We start from the raw sequence: 15,901 nt of genomic DNA on the forward strand, positions 1-15,901 counted from the left end.
CTGTAGGAGCCGGCATGCCGGCGATGCCGCCATCACAGCCAAAACCGAATCAGCAGTCCGGCTTGCCCGCCGTGAACCGCTTGGCCGGGTTGACCGCGGCCTTGAACTCGCGCAGCGCCTTGGCGCCCACCAGCAATGGGTAGTTGAAGCTGCTGCGGTCGACCAGATTGACCTCCACCGTGCGCTTCACATCACCCAGACACAGTTCCAGGTCGACCACCGGCCGTTTCGAGAGCTCCGGTGCATCGCCCTCCTCCTCTTCGTCAGCACGGTTCTTGATCTTGCTGATGCGCGCCAGCTTGTGCTCATAGACCTTGCCGTCGGCGTCCTTGGTCGCCAGGCGGAAGCGGACCCACTCCTCGCCATCGCGGGTGAACAGCTCGATATCCTTGGCCGACAGCGACGCGGTGTAGGCACCGGTATCCATCTTGGCTTTCAGGGTTTCGCCAATCTCAGGCAGGGCGATGTATTCGTAGCGACCGTATAGGGTGGGCTCGGCAGCCATCACCGGCAACGCCAACAGCGACAACAGGGCAAGCAGAGGTTTCACAGGCAAACTTCCTTGAGAAGAGTCAGTGCTTAGACTGCGCAAGCAGGATAGGTTCGTTGTCACACCTTAAACAACACAATGTGAAACATTTGTACCAACCGTCGAGCATTCGACGTTTGGCGTATGGCACAGCCCTGCTTATCATTGCCACCCGCAAAATTCACACAACAAGAGTCTGCTTATGCGTCGCCTGTTTACCGGCATTCTTACGACCACCCTGCTGCTGCTCAACACCCTGGTGCTGATCGGCCCGCTGCTGGTCTTCGCCCTGCTAAAACTGGTGTTGCCAGGCCGTGGGCGAGACTACGCCTCGTGGGCGGTGATGTGGATTGCCGAAACCTGGTCGGAGATCGACAAGATGATCTTCGCCCTGTGCATCCCGACCCAATGGGACATTCGCGGCATCGAGAAGCTGCGTCAGGACACCTCGTACCTGGCCGTCAGCAACCACCAGACCTGGGTCGATATTCCGGCGCTGATCGAAAGCCTCAACCGTCGTACGCCGTTCTTCAAGTTCTTCCTCAAGAAGGAGCTGATCTGGGTGCCCCTGCTGGGCCTGGCCTGGTGGGGGCTGGATTACCCCTTCATGAAGCGCTACAGCAAGGCCTTCCTGGAAAAACACCCCGAGCTCAAGGGCAAGGACCTGGAGATCACCAAGGCGGCCTGCGAGCTGTTCAAGCGCCAGCCGGTGACCGTGGTCAACTACCTGGAAGGCACCCGTTTCAGCGAGGCCAAGCGCCAGGCGCAGCAGTCGCCGTACCGCCACCTGCTCAAGCCCAAGGCCGGCGGCGTAGCGTTCGTGCTGGCGGCGCTGGGCGAGCAGCTCGATGCACTGCTGGACGTGACCATCGTCTACCCCGGCAACCAGGCGCCTGGGTTCTGGGCGTTGCTCAATGGCAGCATTAGTCGGGTGATTATCGACATTCGGGTGCGCGAGCTGGACCCGGTATTGTGGTCGGGGGACTACGAGAACGACCCCGCGTTTCGCCAGACCATACAGGCCTGGGTAAACCAGTTGTGGGTGGAGAAGGACCAGCGGATTGAACAATTGCGCGCCGAGATGAACTGAATTGATTGCCTGTAAGGGCCTCTGCACGGGTTTACCCGCGAAGAGGCCGGCACAGGGTTAGGCGTAACCCCGATTAAAAACGAGGCTAATAATTAGAATAAGTAATACTTTTTTGTCATTACCTACCTAAGTGGATAAAAATCGACCAAAGCACAACTACAAAAAGCCTGGATCGAGTCGATGGCCAATCAACCTAGCTCCGCCCCCGCCCAACTGCGCCGTGTCCTAGGGCTGCCCGCCCTGGTGTTCTTCGGCCTTGTGTACATGGTCCCGCTGACCATCTTCACCACCTACGGCATCGTCACTGAACTCACCGGTGGCCGCACTGCCGGCGCCTACCTCGTCACCCTCGTAGCCATGCTGTTTACCGCTGCGTCCTACAGTTTCATGGTCAAGCGCTTCCCAGTCGCGGGCTCGGCGTACTCGTACACCAACATGGCCTTCGGCCCCAATGCGGGCTTCCTCGCAGGCTGGTCGCTGCTGCTCGACTACCTGTTCCTGCCGATGATCAACTACCTGCTGATTGGCCTGTTCCTCAACATTGCTTTCCCGGCCGTTCCCGCCTGGGCCTTCGTGCTTGGCTCGATCGCACTGGTGACAGTGCTCAATGTGGTCGGCATCAACTCGGTGGCCAAGACCAGCAACCTGATCGTCGGAGCGCAGATCGTCTTCATTGGCGTGTTCATCGGTCTATCCTGCAAGACCTTGGCGGGCCAGCCGCTCGACCTGCTGTCGCCGCTGCTGGGTGACGGCACCAAGCCAGGCTTCGGCCCCCTGATGGCCGGCGCGGCGGTACTGTGCCTGTCGTTCCTCGGCTTCGATGCCGTCTCGACCCTGGCCGAGGAGTGCCGCGACGCCCGCCGCGATGTACCCCGGGCGATCATCCTCACCACCCTGTTTGCCGGGTTGCTGTTCACTGTGTTGGCCTATGCCAGCCAGCTGGTGTTACCAGGCAGCAGCTTCGCCAACGCCGATGCGGCGGCCAATGAAGTGATGTTCAAGGCCGGGGGCCAGTTCCTGACCAACTTCTTCACTGCCGCCTATGTCGCCGGCAGCCTGGGCTCGGCGCTGGCCTCGCAGGCGGCGGTGTCGCGCATCCTGTTCACCATGGGACGGGACAACGTGCTGCCGCAGCGCACGTTCGGCTACCTGTCGCCACGCTTCGGCACGCCAGTGTTCGCCATTGCCCTGGTGTCTGCGTTCTCGCTGCTGGCGTTGGTGATCGACCTGTCGACCCTCGCTTCGCTGATCAGCTTCGGGGCGCTGGTAGCGTTTTCGGCGGTAAACCTGGCGGTGGTGAAGACGCACCTGATGAACGATGGGGCTCAGCGTCACCTCGTAGGGCTGCTGCGCTATGGCGTGGTGCCGTTGGTGGGGTTGGGGCTGACCTTGTGGCTGTGGACCAGCCTGTCGGCACTGACGCTGGTGATCGGGTTGTGCTGGTTTGCACTGGGGTTAGCCTACCTGGCGGTGCTTACAGCCGGCTTCCGTCGTCCAGTCAGTTTGGTGGATTTCTCCGAAGCGGGCTGAGCTTGGCCTGCGGATACTGATAATTCTGCTAGTTGTGCGAGGCCTCGCAAAGGCAAAGACTTACGTAGCACCGTCTATTGCGAGGTATCTGCCATTGAAGATAGCCGCTTTGGCCTACACCCCATACGGATACATCGACAGTCAAGCTTGGTTTGGCACCCTGCTTGGCTTCAATGGCGAAAAGAGCGATCCGCTGACCGACAGCTACCCATTGGGACAATGGTTACCGTAGCTACAGTCCAACCCTAATGCGCTTCCATAAGCCCGATAATCTCAGCCCCTTTGGGCAGGGCGGATATAACGCTTATGCAGACTGTAACTGTAATCCGATCAATTTCCGGGATGACACAGGTCATGCGCGAACATTTGCTCAGCTACGGAAGTTTTGGGCTGAAAATAGCCAGCCGCCCCCACCCTCAACTACCCAGTTGAAACGCGCGCCAAAAAAGAAAGTAACATTTGATAGGAAAATAACTAGCGTCATCTACACGGACGAACACGACATACAAAGAAGCCGGCTTATTAAAGAAAAGCAGTCCTTACAAGACTACATTCAAAAATTTACTCAACGCGTAAGGCGGAAAACAAAAGAATTCAATTTTCTCATGGAGCCCTCGACGTCCGTCTTCGCGAAAAGTTTGGGCATCAGTGCGAAAAGATACCAGACTGAACTGGAGGAACTTGCAACGTGGCTTGACGAGGCGCATGACCGATTGAAATATCTCAACGTCACACTCAGAAGCTATCGAGTTTAAGGGGAACGCATGTGGAATATCGGATAAATAGTGCATCGCTTCGCGCTTACACACCTTATGGACATGTTCAATATCGCTTTTCACATCAGGAACTACTCGGCTTCAACGGGGAACTGCTAGAAAGGCACTCTGAAACATACCTGCTTGGAAATGGCTATCGTCCTTACAACCCGGCAATCATGCGTTTTAGCGCACCTGATAACTTGAGCCCGTTTGGCAAAGGCGGCCTGAATGCGTATGGCTATTGCACAGGTGATCCAGTGAATCAACGAGACCCCAGCGGGCATGCGGGCATGCAACAAAAAGTCAGACCTGATTTGTGGCGCTCCCGGGGGCCGATTGTTGAACCCGAGCAAATGTTTCAACAGCAGGGTCGGCGGTTAATGCCTAGGCAACAACACGCCGCCCGACAGCCTGGTAGACACCCGTTTGCTCCAGAAGGTGGCCGTGGATTGTATTCGCGACGGGATGTAGCCAACGCCCGAGCTGGCCAGGCTCACAACGCGCCTGCCCGGTCAGGCGATAGGATCGCAGTGCCCAGTGCTGCGCAACCTAGCACGCCACCGACACGGAGCATGGAAGATGCCTCAAGGATTTACGATGACTTGGTGGTGGCTCATGGGCACATACAGCGATTCGAGCGAGACGTTGCCCTTCTGACACCCGGCACCGAACTCTATATCGACCATCAAAACACCATCGATAGCATCCGAAGACATGCTGCCAGCCTGCGGTCGCAGCTTGGCGTTGATAACCTACGCTGGCTTCACTTGTGAAAGGCCACGGCCATTTCAATCGGCTCAACTGAACAGGGCCAATCAAACCGACGGTGTTGTCGCCGGTACCGGCGTGGTCCACAGGCTACCCAGGTTCTGCAGCAGCGACCCAGCGATGCCCTGCTGTCCGAGGTACTGCAGGATCAGTGGAGCAAACTGCCCGATCATCCCAGTGTCCATGCCCAGCGCCTTGAACGCAGTGTCTAGGTCGCTGCGGTTTTCCACGTTGTTACCCAACGCGTTACTCAGCGCCGACTGGCTTTCGCTGTTCTTGCCCAACAAATCGCCCAACCCACTCAACCCGCCCAGCGCATTGGCGCCCGACAGCAGGTCCAGCCCTGGCACAGCCTTGGTCAGCTGGCCATAGTCGTCGCTGCTCAGGTTGTTACGCGCCAGCCCCAACATCGCCCCTGCCCCGCCGATGGCCTGTTCCGGGGTGATGTTCAGTTCGCTGCCCAAGGTATTGAGCAAACTGGCCTGCGCTTCGGGCGCCTGTACCTGGCCTTGCTGGCTCTGATTCTGGTTCTGCATGGCCGACACGGCATTGGCGGCGTCGCTGAGGTTGAAGGCGAACACCGGGCTTGCGGCCAGGGTCATCAGGGTTGCCAGGGTGAATGCTTTCATCGGGAGGGACCTCGTGGGCCGGAATGGCCGGGGAAACGAGGCGTTGGACTGGGCGTTTGGAGGTTTGTTCCGGGCCGCGTATCGAAGGAAGCGTCAGCATACCGATACGACACCCTAACAATCTGGCGCTCCTTTACCGCTACGCATGTTCAATGACCTGATATTTCTGCCAGTTGTTGCCAACGGCTCGCAGGCGCAGGCTTTGCAGTCAGGTGAAAGTACATTGGGCGATCAAGCATCACGCCTAGAGGTTTCCGATACCTCCAGACGAGTTGGCCAGAGGTATCGGCAAGCCGACTCTGGTTTTTCCAGGAGCACTGCCATGGGGTGAAAGGGACCACAGGGCAGCCGTCGGGAAGATAGCAGCAAAGCACCACATATCAGTGAACGAGGACTTAACATTGAAACGACACACTACTGAGAAAAGTTTGCTCTTCTACAATGACGGCCAGTTAACCAATATACAGCGGGGCAATTTGACCAGCTCAGTTATTAGACATAGGAGCTTGCCACTGGCTGAGAGATATAGCGAGTCAGGCACCTTCGGAGGAAAACGTATAGCGACTGATGATTCGGGCTCTGTTTTTCTTATCAAAACCTCAAACATGCCTAACGTGTTAAGCTATGCTGCATACGGGTACTGTCCGACTGCGCAGGCACAGCTTTCACTGCTGGCATATAACGGCGAATACGTGAATGCTACAGGCACCTATCTGCTAGGCAATGGCTACCGGTGCTACAACCCCAGCCTAATGCGTTTCCACTCAGCTGACGACCAGAGTCCTTTTGACGCTGGGGGAGTGAACGCCTATGCATATTGCGAGGGTGATCCGATAAACAAAATTGATCCGTCAGGTCATAGCAGCATTTGGAATTTTTTCACAAATAAGAGCAAACGTCCCACATCGGCTGAGCGACTGGAAGCGGCACACCTCCCCCTCAAGGATCTCGCTCAAGCAAAACAACAATCATTAAGCAAGACAGAGTACAATAAATTAAAGAAAAACATGCAAATAACAACCTCTTTCCTCACCAGAAAAGTCAAACAGTACAAGGCCATAAACGCACCGAACTACGGAAGCAAGACAGTGCCTGGAAACACGCGTACAGAAGGAATTAAATTGAGCCAATACAAGACGCAACTCGGTTACGCCATAAAAAACCAAGAAACGTTAGAGACGTTCAAAAAAATAACACTCGGCGGTAAAGAACGGTACATGACCCCGGCGAACCAGGAGAGCTACCTGAAGCTTCTAACGACAGACACCAAGGATACCGCCAGCGATATTAGAAAAACTTGAGGTCTTACCTGGCCTCATCTACCGCGGCACCTAAAATTCCTATCTGGGGTTTCAGGTGTCGCCGAAGTTTATATTTTGAGCAGTGCTATCGCTAACTTCTTAAATGCCTAAACTCTACGCAAAAGACGGCATTATCAACTGACAAAGATCACGTTCTTCTTGGCCTCCCAGTAGATTCTTCGGACTTCCCCTAATCCCTGTAAGACGTTTCCGAAACATACTCGCAATCCCCCAAAGCCATTGCGGTGATCTGGGTCGCGCTCTAGTCTCGGGCGGTCGTTACTGATCAACGACCGGCTTTTACAGGCCGATTTCGACGGACGCATTGTGGATTGCCTTATATGGTGGCTGTGCGTGGGGCACCTCGTGTGCGCCGGGTTTACTCTGTCGACCGGTCTGTCAACCCGCGTACAGCCGCCACCCATATGTTTGACAGCAGGGGCGTCGGCGCAACCGACAGAGGTTTACACCATGCTAAAGATCGTCCCCGATCCACCCCACAATTCCCCTTCCTCGAAGACACCCTTATCCAGGCCACGGACTATGCCTGCGCTCAAACCGTCGTGCACCAGGCCATTCTGCTGCAGCCCAAGTCGCCGACCTCGATCCTTATCATGGCCACGATGCATGAGCTTGAAGCGCTGCGCATACTGCTGAAGACGGCGTTGATACACGTGCAGATGCCAGCGGAACCGCGAACGCTGCATTAAGGCGTGAGACTTGTGTTGGCTGGGCTGGCCCTATCGCGGCTAAAGCCGCTCCTACAAGTATTGCGCTGGGCCTGTAGGAGCGGCTTTAGCCGCGATAGGGCCGGGCCTGGCAGTCGAGAAACTGCAGGGAGGTTGAATGATGACCAGCGACGACACCAAGACCACCGTCGGCAAGACCTTTTTCTACCAGGCCGAAGGCCATAACCACCCGTTGTTCTGCATTGCACCGGGCATTCCCTGCCAGAGTGCCCGCGAACAGGCTTCGGAACTGATGGGCTATGTCCGGGATTTGACCATTGACGGGCTGATGGACAACAAGCCGCAGTTGCTTTGGGCTTCACATTATCTGAGCGCATTGGCCAAGGCGCTGCTGGATGATGCCGAACTGGGGATGATGCGCTGATCCATGGGTCGCCAGGGCTGGCCTCTTCGCGGGGCAAGCCCGCTCCCAAACTGTTAATTCTGCCAGTATCAAAATTCCTGCGGCTGTTCAAAATGGGCTTCGAGCAGCCTCCATTCAACCGATACGGCAGGGACTTGAATCATGAGCACATCATCGAAACGCAAGCTTTTCTTCTACAACACCGACAAGCCAACTACCGTAAAAGAAGGCGACTGCTACCACATCATCATTCGACATGCCGATATGCCCTTGGCCGAGCAGCGAGTAGACGTGGTATCGAGCACAGGGTTGCTGGCAACCGATGACAAAGGCTCTGTATTCGTGGTGCAAGGCAAAGAAAGCGAAAGCTCCACCCCCCACAATGACCAGGCGAACTGACCCGCTCCACCGCCCTCGGACAACCCAGAAAAAACAAAGCCCCTCACGGGAGGGGCTTTGTCTTGTCAGTCACTTCACGCCGCGCCCCACATCTTGTGTGGGTCGATCACGAATTTCTTCGGCGCACCGGCATCGAACTCGCCGTAGCCTTCCGGCGCCTGATCCAGGTTGATCACCTGCACGCCCACCACTTCGGCAATATTGATGCGGTCCCACATGATCGCCTGCATCAGCTGGCGGTTGTACTTCATGGTCGGGGTCTGGCCGGTGTGGAAGCTGTGCGACTTGGCCCAGCCCAGGCCGAAGCGGATGCTCAGCGCACCGATCTTGGCAGCGGCATCTACCGCGCCCGGGTCTTCGGTCACGTACAGGCCCGGGATACCGATGTTGCCGGCGACGCGGGTAACCTGCATCAGCGAGTTCAGCACCGTGGCCGGGGCTTCGTGCTTGGCACCTTCGTGGCCATGGCCACGTGCCTCGAAGCCTACGGCGTCGACGGCGCAGTCCACTTCCGGCTCGCCGAGGATGTCGACGATCTGCTCGTGCAGCGGGGTGTCCTTGGACAGATCGACCACTTCAAAGCCCTGGGACTTGGCGTGGGCCAGGCGGGCTGGGTTGAGGTCGCCGACAATGACGCATGCAGCGCCCAGCAGGCGTGCCGAGGCTGCAGCAGCCAGGCCGACCGGGCCGGCACCGGCAACGTAGACGGTGCTGCCTGGGCCTACGCCGGCAGTCACGGCACCGTGGTAGCCGGTTGGCAGGATGTCGGACAGGCAGGTCAGGTCACGGATCTTCTCCATCGCCTTGTCGCGCTGTGGCAGCTTCAACAAGTTGAAGTCGGCGTAGGGCACCAGCACGTACTCAGCCTGGCCGCCGGTCCAGTCGCCCATGTCGACGTAGCCGTAGGCACCGCCGGCGCGGGCCGGGTTGACGGTAAGGCAGACACCGGTGTGCATCTCTTTGCAGGAGCGGCAGCGGCCGCAGGCAACGTTGAACGGTACCGAGACCAGGTCGCCGATCTGCATGCGCTCGACGTCGCGGCCCTTCTCGACGATTTCACCGGTGATTTCGTGGCCCAGAACCAGGCCGACCTGGGCAGTCGTGCGGCCACGGACCATGTGCTGGTCGGAGCCGCAGATGTTGGTGGAAACCACCTTGAGGATCACGCCGTGCTCGATCTTCTTGCCGCGTGGGTCTTGCATTTTCGGGTAGTCGATCTTCTGTACTTCGACCTTGCCAGCGCCGAGATACACCACTCCACGATTGCCAGACATGCTCTTACCTCGCTTGATTTGTATTTATGCAGCGTTGGTTGAAGCGCCACCATCCATGGGCGGCTTGTGTTACTGGAATGCAGAGAATTGTGGGCCTGATACCGCAGGGTGCACTGACTGGGAGCGACAAGCAGATGCCTTTTAGCGGCAGCAGTGTCGCGGGGAAACCGGCGGGATGAAACCGAGGGGGTGAACTGTTCGGGCCTCTTCGCGGCCAAGGCCGCTCCTACAGGTACCACGTTGCCCCTGAAGGCATGATATCCGTGCGGGAGCGGCGTCAGTCGGGAAGAAGCTGGAACAGCCGTTAGAGAACGACAGTCCGATTGGCGTTCAGGAACACCCGCCGCTCGATGTGATAGCCCACCGCTCGCGCCAGGGTCAGGCACTCGATATCACGCCCTTTGGCGATCAGGTCTTCCGGGTAATGGCTGTGGTCCACCACCTCGACGCCCTGGGCGATGATCGGCCCCTCGTCGAGGTCGTTGTTGATGTAGTGCGCGGTGGCACCCACCATCTTCACGCCCTTGTTGTAGGCCTGGTGGTACGGCTTTGCGCCTTTGAAACCAGGCAACAACGAGTGGTGGATATTGATCGCCCAGCCATCCAGGCGCCGGCACAGCTCAGGCGACAGTACCTGCATGTAACGCGCAAGAATGACCAGCTCGGCGCCAGTTTCCTCGATCACGTTCAACACCTTGCGCTCTTGCGCAGGCTTGTCCTTGGGGTCGAGGGCGAAATGGTAGTAGGGGATCTTGTGCCACTGCGCGAGCGGTTCGAGGTCGGGGTGGTTGGACACCACCGCGACCACGTCCATGCCCAACTGGCCGATGCGCTGGCGATACAGCAAGTCGTTCAGGCAGTGGTCGGCCTTGGACACCATGATCACCACCTTGGGGCGGTGATTCGGCGCGGTCAGCTCGAACGTCATGCCGAACGCATCGCTACGCTCGGCAAGGCCGGCACGGAAACCGGCTTCGTCGAAATCGTCCGGCTGGCGGAACTCGACGCGAATGAAAAAGCGCCCCGACAGCCGATCATCGAAGGAGTGGTGCTCCGTGACATAGCAACGCTGCTCGAAGAGGTAACGCGTCACCACATCGACGGTGCCGAGCATGCTCGGGCAGTCGGCGGTGAGAATCCAAGTATCCGGTGCCCGACTCATGTTTCGTTCTCCTTAGGCTTCGATGCTCAGGCCATACTCGGCCGAAGCGTCCTGCAGCCACAGCCACCAGTAGTCGGAGAAGCTGCGGCGAACCACCAATTCCCAGGTGTCCTCGGCAGTACGGCGGATCACCAGTTGCGACTTGGCGAACACGGTGCCGACCGCCTTGCCCACCGGGAAGTTGTTCGGGTGAACATCGTAGCTGGTGGACTTCATCAGCACGTCGCGCACGTTCGGGCCGCGTAGCTCCAGCACGCTCTGTCCGCCGCTGACGTTGACCACTTGAATGTGCTGGCCTTCGAGGGCCGCACGCAGTTTCTGCTCGGTTGCGAACTCCTGGCCGCCTGGGACGATCAGTAGCCACTCATCTGGGCCCATCCATTGCAGCGACATTTCGCCATTGGCGACCACGGTCAGCGCCACCGGCAGCTCCAGGCCCAGGGCCTTGTGCACGCCTGCGGCGAATTCTGGGTCATGGCCATCGCCACGGATGGTCAGGTGACCGAGGAATTTCTTCTCACGCAGGGTCACGCCTGCGTTCTTGCGGCCTTTGCCCACCAGGCTGGCCAGGTCGGCGTGGTGCAGTGGCGACTGGGCCTTGGCCTCGGCGCCGGGGTTTTGCTGGAAGACGTTGATAGCGCTCATTTCTTACCTGCCTTGAATTCTTGTTCGTCGATGCGAAGCAGCTTCTGTGGTGTGGCCACCGGCACTATCGCCGGCAAGCCACCCCCCACAGGGCCCAGAGTCAAACGTTCTGCCGCTCACCCTTCGGATCGAAGAACACCGAAGACACGATTTCCGCCTCGATCACGCTGCCGTCGGCCTGCGGCGAGTAGACACGCTCGCCCATGCGCTTGAGGCCGCCCTTGACCACACCCATGGCGAACGAGTAGCCCAGGGAGTTGGCCGCGTAGCTGGAAGTGACGTGCCCGACCATGTCCATCGGGATCGGCTGTTTCGGGTCGAACACCAACTGAGCACCTTCCGGCAGCCACTTGGTTGGGTCCACGGGCTTGAGGCCCACCAGCTGCTTGCGGTTTTCGCGCACGCAGTCTTCGCGGTTCATGCCACGCAGGCCGATCCACGAGAACGGCTTGTTGCGGCCCACGCACCAGCTCATGTTCAGGTCGTCCGGGGTCATCGAGCCGTCGGTATCCTGGCCAACGATGATGAAGCCCTTCTCGGCACGCAGCACGTGCATGGTCTCGGTGCCGTACGGGGTCAGGTTGTACTTCTTGCCTGCCTCGACGATCTTCTCCAGCACACCCATGGCGTAGTTGGCCTGGACGTTCACTTCGTACGAGAGCTCACCGGTGAACGAGATTCGGAACACACGGGCCGGCACGCCGCCGACGGTGCCTTCCTTCCAGGTCATGAACGGGAAGGCTTCCTTGTCCAGGTCGATGTCGTCGGTCAGCTCGCTCAGCAGCTTGCGGCTGTTGGGGCCGGACAGGGTCAGTGTGGCCCAGTGGTCGGTGACCGAGGTGAAGTACACCTTCATCTCTGGCCATTCGGTCTGGTGGTACAGCTCCAACCACTGCAGCACACGGGCGGCGCCGCCGGTGGTGGTGGTCATGTAGAAGTGGTTGTCGCCAACGCAGGCGGTCACGCCGTCGTCGAAGACCATGCCGTCTTCCTTGCACATCAGGCCGTAGCGAGCCTTGCCCACGTCGAGCTTGGTCCAGGCGTTGGTGTACACGCGGTTGAGGAACTCGCGGGCATCCGGGCCCTGGATGTCGATCTTGCCCAGGGTCGAGGCGTCCAGCAGGCCCACGCTGTCGCGCACGGCCTTGCATTCACGGGCCACGGCGGTGTGAATGTCTTCACCCGCCTTGGGGAAGTACCACGGACGTTTCCACTGGCCGACGTCTTCGAATTCGGCGCCGTTCTTCACGTGCCAGGCATGCAGGGCGGTGAATCGCACAGGCTCGAACAGGTGGCCGCAGTGGCGACCGGCTACCGCACCGAAGGTCACCGGGGTGTAGTTCGGGCGGAACATGGTGGTGCCCATTTCCGGAATGCCGATACCCAGCGAACGGGCAGCAATGGCCAGGCCGTTGATGTTGCCCAGCTTGCCCTGGTCGGTACCGAAGCCCAGCGCGGTGTAGCGCTTGACGTGCTCGACCGACTCGAAGCCTTCGCGAGTGGCCAGTTCGATGGCCGCGGCAGTGACGTCGTTCTGCTGATCGACGAACTGCTTCGGCGCACGGGCAGTGCCCTTGTCGTGCGGAACCTGGAACAGCGCGACGGTCGCTTCTTCCTTGCGCTGCACGGCTTTTGGCAGGGTGCCGACGGTAGCCTTGAAGCCGGCTTCGGTGGCGGCTTGCACACCACCTTCGAAACCATTGGCAATCACGTCACCGAGTGGGTACACGCCGTTCACGCCGCCTACGCACACGCGCTTCTGCGGTGCGTCGCCCGGCACGAAGCCGAGGATATCTTCACGCCATACCGGACGGCCGCCCAGGTGCGAGGCCAGGTGAACGACCGGGCTGTAGCCGCCGGAGGTGGCGATCAGGTCGCATTCGAGCACTTCGCCAGGGCTGGTGACCTTGTGCGCTTGGACGTCGATGGCGGCCACACGGGCGCCGGTGACGTGCTTGCTGCCCTTGGCCTCGATCACAGCGCTGGAGGTGAGGATGCGAATGCCCTTGGCGCGCGCTTCCTCGACCAGCGAACCGCGTGGATTGTGGCGCGCGTCGGCGATCGCCACCACTTGCAGGCCGGCGTCGTGCCAGTCCAGCGCGGCGCGGTAGGCGTGGTCGTTGTTGGTCGACAGCACCAGTTTGCGGCCTGGGGCCACGCCGTAGCGGCGTACGTAGGTGGAAACGGCACCGGCCAGCATATTGCCCGGCACGTCGTTATTGCCGTACACCAGTGGGCGCTCGTGGGCACCGGCCGCCAGCACCACGCGCTTGGCGCGGACACGGTGGACGCGGTGACGCACCTGACCGATCGGGGCACGGTCACCGAGGTGGTCGGTGAGGCGCTCGTGGATGGTCAGGAAGTTGTGGTCGTGGTAGCCGTTGACCGTGGCACGCGGCAGCAGGGTCACTTCCGGCAGGCTTTCCAGCTCTTTGACGACGCTGTTGACCCAGTCCGCGGCAGGCTTGCCGTCGAGGGTTTCGCGGCTGTCGAGCAGGCTGCCACCGAACTCTTCCTGTTCGTCGGCCAGGATCACACGGGCACCGCTACGGGCGGCGGCTAGTGCGGCGGCCAGGCCAGCAGGGCCGGCACCGACGATCAGCACGTCGCAGTGCTGGTTCATGTAGTCGTAGCTGTCCGGGTCGTTCTGCAGCGGCGCGCGGCCCAGGCCGGCTGCCTTGCGGATGTACTTCTCGTAAGTCATCCAGAACGATTTCGGGTACATGAAGGTTTTGTAGTAGAAGCCCGGCGGCATCATGCTGCCGCCAACCTTGCCGAGAATGCCCATGACGTCGTTGTTGACGTTCGGCCAGCCGTTGGTGCTGGTCGCGACGAGGCCTGCGTACAGCGCCTGCTGGGTGGCACGCACGTTAGGGATCTGGGTGGCTTCGCTGGAGCCGATCTGCAGGATGGCGTTCGGCTCTTCGGTCCCGGCGGCGATGATCCCGCGAGGGCGCGAATACTTGAAGCTACGACCGACGATGTCGACGCCGTTGGCCAGCAGCGCGGCGGCCAGGGTGTCACCGGCATAGCCCTGGTAGGTCTTGCCGTTGAAGGTGAAGTTCAGGACCTTGCTGCGGTCGATACGGCCGCCGCTGGCGAGGCGATAGGTCTGGCTCATACTTTTTCCCCTTGGCCTTTGACGGTCGACGGTGCGCTGCTGGCCTTGCCGTTGGCGGTCACCTGTGGCTTCTCGCCAATCTTGTAGGTTTCCAGAATTTCGTAAGTCACGGTGTCACGGGTGACGTTGAAGTACTGACGGCAGCCGGCAACGTGGTCCCACAGTTCGTGGTGAATACCGCGAGGGTTATCGCGGAAGAACATGTAGGTGCCCCACTCCTCGTCGGAGCAGGCGTTGGGGTCCAGCGGGCGGGCGATGTGCGCCTGGCCAGAGGCGTGGAACTCTTCTTCGGAGCGCAGCTCGCCGCAGTGGGGACAGAAAATTTGCAACATGACGGTTGTCTCCGGTTAGTGGGCGACGGCAGCAGCGCCGTGTTCGTCGATCAGTGCGCCGTTGTAGAAACGGTCGATGGAGAAAGGCGCAGCCAGCGGGTGCATCTCGCCCTTGGCCAGGCTCGCCGCGAAGACGTTGCCCGAACCCGGGGTGGCCTTGAAGCCGCCGGTACCCCAACCGCAGTTGAAGAACATGTTCTTGACCGGGGTCTTGGAGATGATCGGGCACGCATCCGGGGTGGTGTCGACGATGCCGCCCCACTGACGGTTCATGCGCACGCGGGACAGGTTCGGGAACATTTCGACGATCGCTTGCAGGGTGTGCTCGATGATCGGGTAAGAACCACGCTGGCCGTAGCCGACCCAGCCGTCGATACCCGCACCGATCACCAGGTCGCCCTTGTCGGACTGGCTGATGTAGCCGTGCACGGCGTTGGACATGATCACGCTGTCGATGATCGGTTTGATCGGCTCGGACACCAGTGCTTGCAGCGGGTGCGATTCCAGCGGCAGGCGGAAGCCGGCCAGTTTGGCCATGTGCCCGGAGTTACCGGCGGTGACCACGCCGACGCGCTTGGCGCCGATGAAGCCCTTGTTGGTTTCCACGCCGATGACCGCGCCGTTTTCCTTGCGGAAACCGATCACTTCGGTCTGCTGGATCAGGTCCACGCCCAGGGCATCGGCGGCACGGGCGAAGCCCCAGGCCACGGCGTCGTGACGGGCCACGCCGCCACGGCGCTGAACGGTCGCGCCGAGGATCGGGTAACGGGTGTTCTTCGAGCAGTCCAGGTACGGGATCTCGGCCGCGACCTGGGCGGTGTTGAGCAGCTCGCCATCCACGCCGTTGAGGCGGTTGGCGCTGACACGACGCTCGGAGTCACGCATGTCCTGCAGGGTGTGGCACAGGTTGTAGACGCCGCGCTGGGAGAACATCACGTTGTAGTTGAGGTCCTGGGACAGGCCCTCCCACAGCTTCATGGCGTGCTCGTACAGGTGCGCCGACTCGTCCCACAGGTAGTTGGAACGCACGATGGTGGTGTTACGGGCAGTGTTGCCGCCGCCCAGGTAGCCCTTCTCGACTACCGCCACGTTGGTGATGCCGTGCTCCTTGGCCAGGTAGTAGGCCGTGGCCAGGCCGTGGCCGCCACCGCCGACGATGACCACGTCGTAGACCTTCTTAGGGGTCGGCGTGCGCCACATGCGCTGCCAGTTCTCGTGGTGGCTGAGAGAGTGTTTGAAGAGGCCGAAGCCCGAATAACGTTGCATGGTGG

Annotated in this window: 14 protein-coding genes and 2 pseudogenes; 8 read left to right on the top strand and 8 right to left on the bottom strand. The window is 60.0% G+C overall.

Annotated elements, in window-relative coordinates:
* Nucleotides 1-49: 49 nt before the first annotated feature.
* Nucleotides 50-550 (bottom strand): retropepsin-like aspartic peptidase RloA2, encoded by a 501-nt coding sequence (rloA2, locus tag IF103_RS22690; protein WP_023382747.1) that lies wholly within the window; start codon nucleotides 548-550, stop codon nucleotides 50-52.
* 181 nt (nucleotides 551-731) lie between these two features.
* Between rloA2 and yihG the strand changes: the two genes are divergently transcribed.
* From yihG to IF103_RS25030, 4 genes and pseudogenes are all read left to right on the top strand, one after another.
* Complete coding sequence (gene yihG / locus IF103_RS22695; RefSeq protein ID WP_023382748.1) at nucleotides 732-1,619, top strand: 1-acylglycerol-3-phosphate O-acyltransferase, YihG family; 888 nt, start codon at nucleotides 732-734, stop codon at nucleotides 1,617-1,619.
* 180 nt (nucleotides 1,620-1,799) lie between these two features.
* Nucleotides 1,800-3,149: an APC family permease gene (locus IF103_RS22700; RefSeq protein WP_023382749.1), complete on the top strand. Its 1,350-nt coding sequence runs from the start codon at nucleotides 1,800-1,802 to the stop codon at nucleotides 3,147-3,149.
* 248 nt (nucleotides 3,150-3,397) lie between these two features.
* Nucleotides 3,398-3,904, top strand: a complete 507-nt coding sequence (locus IF103_RS22705; protein ID WP_104883172.1) for a hypothetical protein — start codon at nucleotides 3,398-3,400, stop codon at nucleotides 3,902-3,904.
* 11 nt (nucleotides 3,905-3,915) lie between these two features.
* Nucleotides 3,916-4,191: pseudogene (locus tag IF103_RS25030) on the top strand (RHS repeat-associated core domain-containing protein); the annotation flags it as partial.
* Nucleotides 4,192-4,722: 531 nt separating this feature from the next.
* Here IF103_RS25030 and IF103_RS22715 read toward each other — a convergent pair.
* The gene (locus tag IF103_RS22715; protein WP_027907329.1) at nucleotides 4,723-5,304 is read right to left on the bottom strand and encodes a DUF2780 domain-containing protein; all 582 of its coding nucleotides are present in this window, start codon (nucleotides 5,302-5,304) and stop codon (nucleotides 4,723-4,725) included.
* A gap of 401 nt (nucleotides 5,305-5,705) precedes the next feature.
* On the opposite strand from IF103_RS22715, the gene IF103_RS22720 reads away from it, so the two are divergent.
* The 4 genes and pseudogenes from IF103_RS22720 to IF103_RS22730 all read left to right on the top strand — a co-directional run bounded on the left by IF103_RS22720 (nucleotide 5,706) and on the right by IF103_RS22730 (nucleotide 8,096).
* Nucleotides 5,706-6,605: an RHS repeat-associated core domain-containing protein gene (locus IF103_RS22720; RefSeq protein WP_252189419.1), complete on the top strand. Its 900-nt coding sequence runs from the start codon at nucleotides 5,706-5,708 to the stop codon at nucleotides 6,603-6,605.
* 471 nt (nucleotides 6,606-7,076) lie between these two features.
* Nucleotides 7,077-7,315 (top strand): annotated as a pseudogene (locus IF103_RS25035) (hypothetical protein).
* Between the two features lie 139 nt (nucleotides 7,316-7,454).
* Nucleotides 7,455-7,718 (top strand): DUF3077 domain-containing protein, encoded by a 264-nt coding sequence (locus tag IF103_RS22725; RefSeq protein WP_023382755.1) that lies wholly within the window; start codon nucleotides 7,455-7,457, stop codon nucleotides 7,716-7,718.
* A 141-nt stretch (nucleotides 7,719-7,859) separates the two neighbouring features.
* On the top strand, nucleotides 7,860-8,096 hold the full coding sequence (locus tag IF103_RS22730; RefSeq protein ID WP_202675692.1) for a hypothetical protein: 237 nt from the start codon (nucleotides 7,860-7,862) through the stop codon (nucleotides 8,094-8,096).
* Between the two features lie 74 nt (nucleotides 8,097-8,170).
* On the opposite strand, the gene fdhA is transcribed toward IF103_RS22730, so the two are convergent.
* The 6 genes from fdhA to IF103_RS22760 all read right to left on the bottom strand — a co-directional run bounded on the left by fdhA (nucleotide 8,171) and on the right by IF103_RS22760 (nucleotide 15,896).
* Nucleotides 8,171-9,370: a formaldehyde dehydrogenase, glutathione-independent gene (gene fdhA, locus IF103_RS22735; protein WP_023382759.1), complete on the bottom strand. Its 1,200-nt coding sequence runs from the start codon at nucleotides 9,368-9,370 to the stop codon at nucleotides 8,171-8,173.
* Between the two features lie 304 nt (nucleotides 9,371-9,674).
* A complete protein-coding gene (gene purU, locus IF103_RS22740; protein ID WP_023382760.1) occupies nucleotides 9,675-10,532 on the bottom strand; it encodes a formyltetrahydrofolate deformylase in 858 nt (285 codons plus the stop codon).
* 12 nt (nucleotides 10,533-10,544) lie between these two features.
* Nucleotides 10,545-11,177 (bottom strand): sarcosine oxidase subunit gamma, encoded by a 633-nt coding sequence (locus IF103_RS22745; RefSeq protein WP_023382761.1) that lies wholly within the window; start codon nucleotides 11,175-11,177, stop codon nucleotides 10,545-10,547.
* A 100-nt stretch (nucleotides 11,178-11,277) separates the two neighbouring features.
* Nucleotides 11,278-14,298 (bottom strand): sarcosine oxidase subunit alpha, encoded by a 3,021-nt coding sequence (locus IF103_RS22750; RefSeq protein ID WP_023382762.1) that lies wholly within the window; start codon nucleotides 14,296-14,298, stop codon nucleotides 11,278-11,280.
* Nucleotides 14,295-14,630: a sarcosine oxidase subunit delta gene (locus IF103_RS22755; RefSeq protein WP_023382763.1), complete on the bottom strand. Its 336-nt coding sequence runs from the start codon at nucleotides 14,628-14,630 to the stop codon at nucleotides 14,295-14,297. Before IF103_RS22755 ends, IF103_RS22750 begins: the two co-directional genes overlap by 4 nt.
* Before the next feature lie 15 nt (nucleotides 14,631-14,645).
* Complete coding sequence (locus IF103_RS22760; protein WP_023382764.1) at nucleotides 14,646-15,896, bottom strand: sarcosine oxidase subunit beta family protein; 1,251 nt, start codon at nucleotides 15,894-15,896, stop codon at nucleotides 14,646-14,648.
* Nucleotides 15,897-15,901 lie beyond the last annotated feature (5 nt).

It is taken from the genome of Pseudomonas sp. SK2, from assembly GCF_016772395.1.
GTDB classification, from domain to species: domain Bacteria; phylum Pseudomonadota; class Gammaproteobacteria; order Pseudomonadales; family Pseudomonadaceae; genus Aquipseudomonas; species Aquipseudomonas taiwanensis.

Coding starts and splice junctions, on each gene's coding strand:
- yihG (WP_023382748.1), top strand. CDS start 732: ATGCGTCGCCTGTTTACCGGCATTCTTACGACCACCCTGCTGCTGCTC.
- IF103_RS22700 (WP_023382749.1), top strand. CDS start 1,800: ATGGCCAATCAACCTAGCTCCGCCCCCGCCCAACTGCGCCGTGTCCTA.
- IF103_RS22705 (WP_104883172.1), top strand. CDS start 3,398: ATGCGCTTCCATAAGCCCGATAATCTCAGCCCCTTTGGGCAGGGCGGA.
- IF103_RS22715 (WP_027907329.1), bottom strand. CDS start 5,304: ATGAAAGCATTCACCCTGGCAACCCTGATGACCCTGGCCGCAAGCCCG.
- IF103_RS22725 (WP_023382755.1), top strand. CDS start 7,455: ATGACCAGCGACGACACCAAGACCACCGTCGGCAAGACCTTTTTCTAC.
- IF103_RS22730 (WP_202675692.1), top strand. CDS start 7,860: ATGAGCACATCATCGAAACGCAAGCTTTTCTTCTACAACACCGACAAG.
- fdhA (WP_023382759.1), bottom strand. CDS start 9,370: ATGTCTGGCAATCGTGGAGTGGTGTATCTCGGCGCTGGCAAGGTCGAA.
- purU (WP_023382760.1), bottom strand. CDS start 10,532: ATGAGTCGGGCACCGGATACTTGGATTCTCACCGCCGACTGCCCGAGC.
- IF103_RS22745 (WP_023382761.1), bottom strand. CDS start 11,177: ATGAGCGCTATCAACGTCTTCCAGCAAAACCCCGGCGCCGAGGCCAAG.
- IF103_RS22750 (WP_023382762.1), bottom strand. CDS start 14,298: ATGAGCCAGACCTATCGCCTCGCCAGCGGCGGCCGTATCGACCGCAGC.
- IF103_RS22755 (WP_023382763.1), bottom strand. CDS start 14,630: ATGTTGCAAATTTTCTGTCCCCACTGCGGCGAGCTGCGCTCCGAAGAA.
- IF103_RS22760 (WP_023382764.1), bottom strand. CDS start 15,896: ATGCAACGTTATTCGGGCTTCGGCCTCTTCAAACACTCTCTCAGCCAC.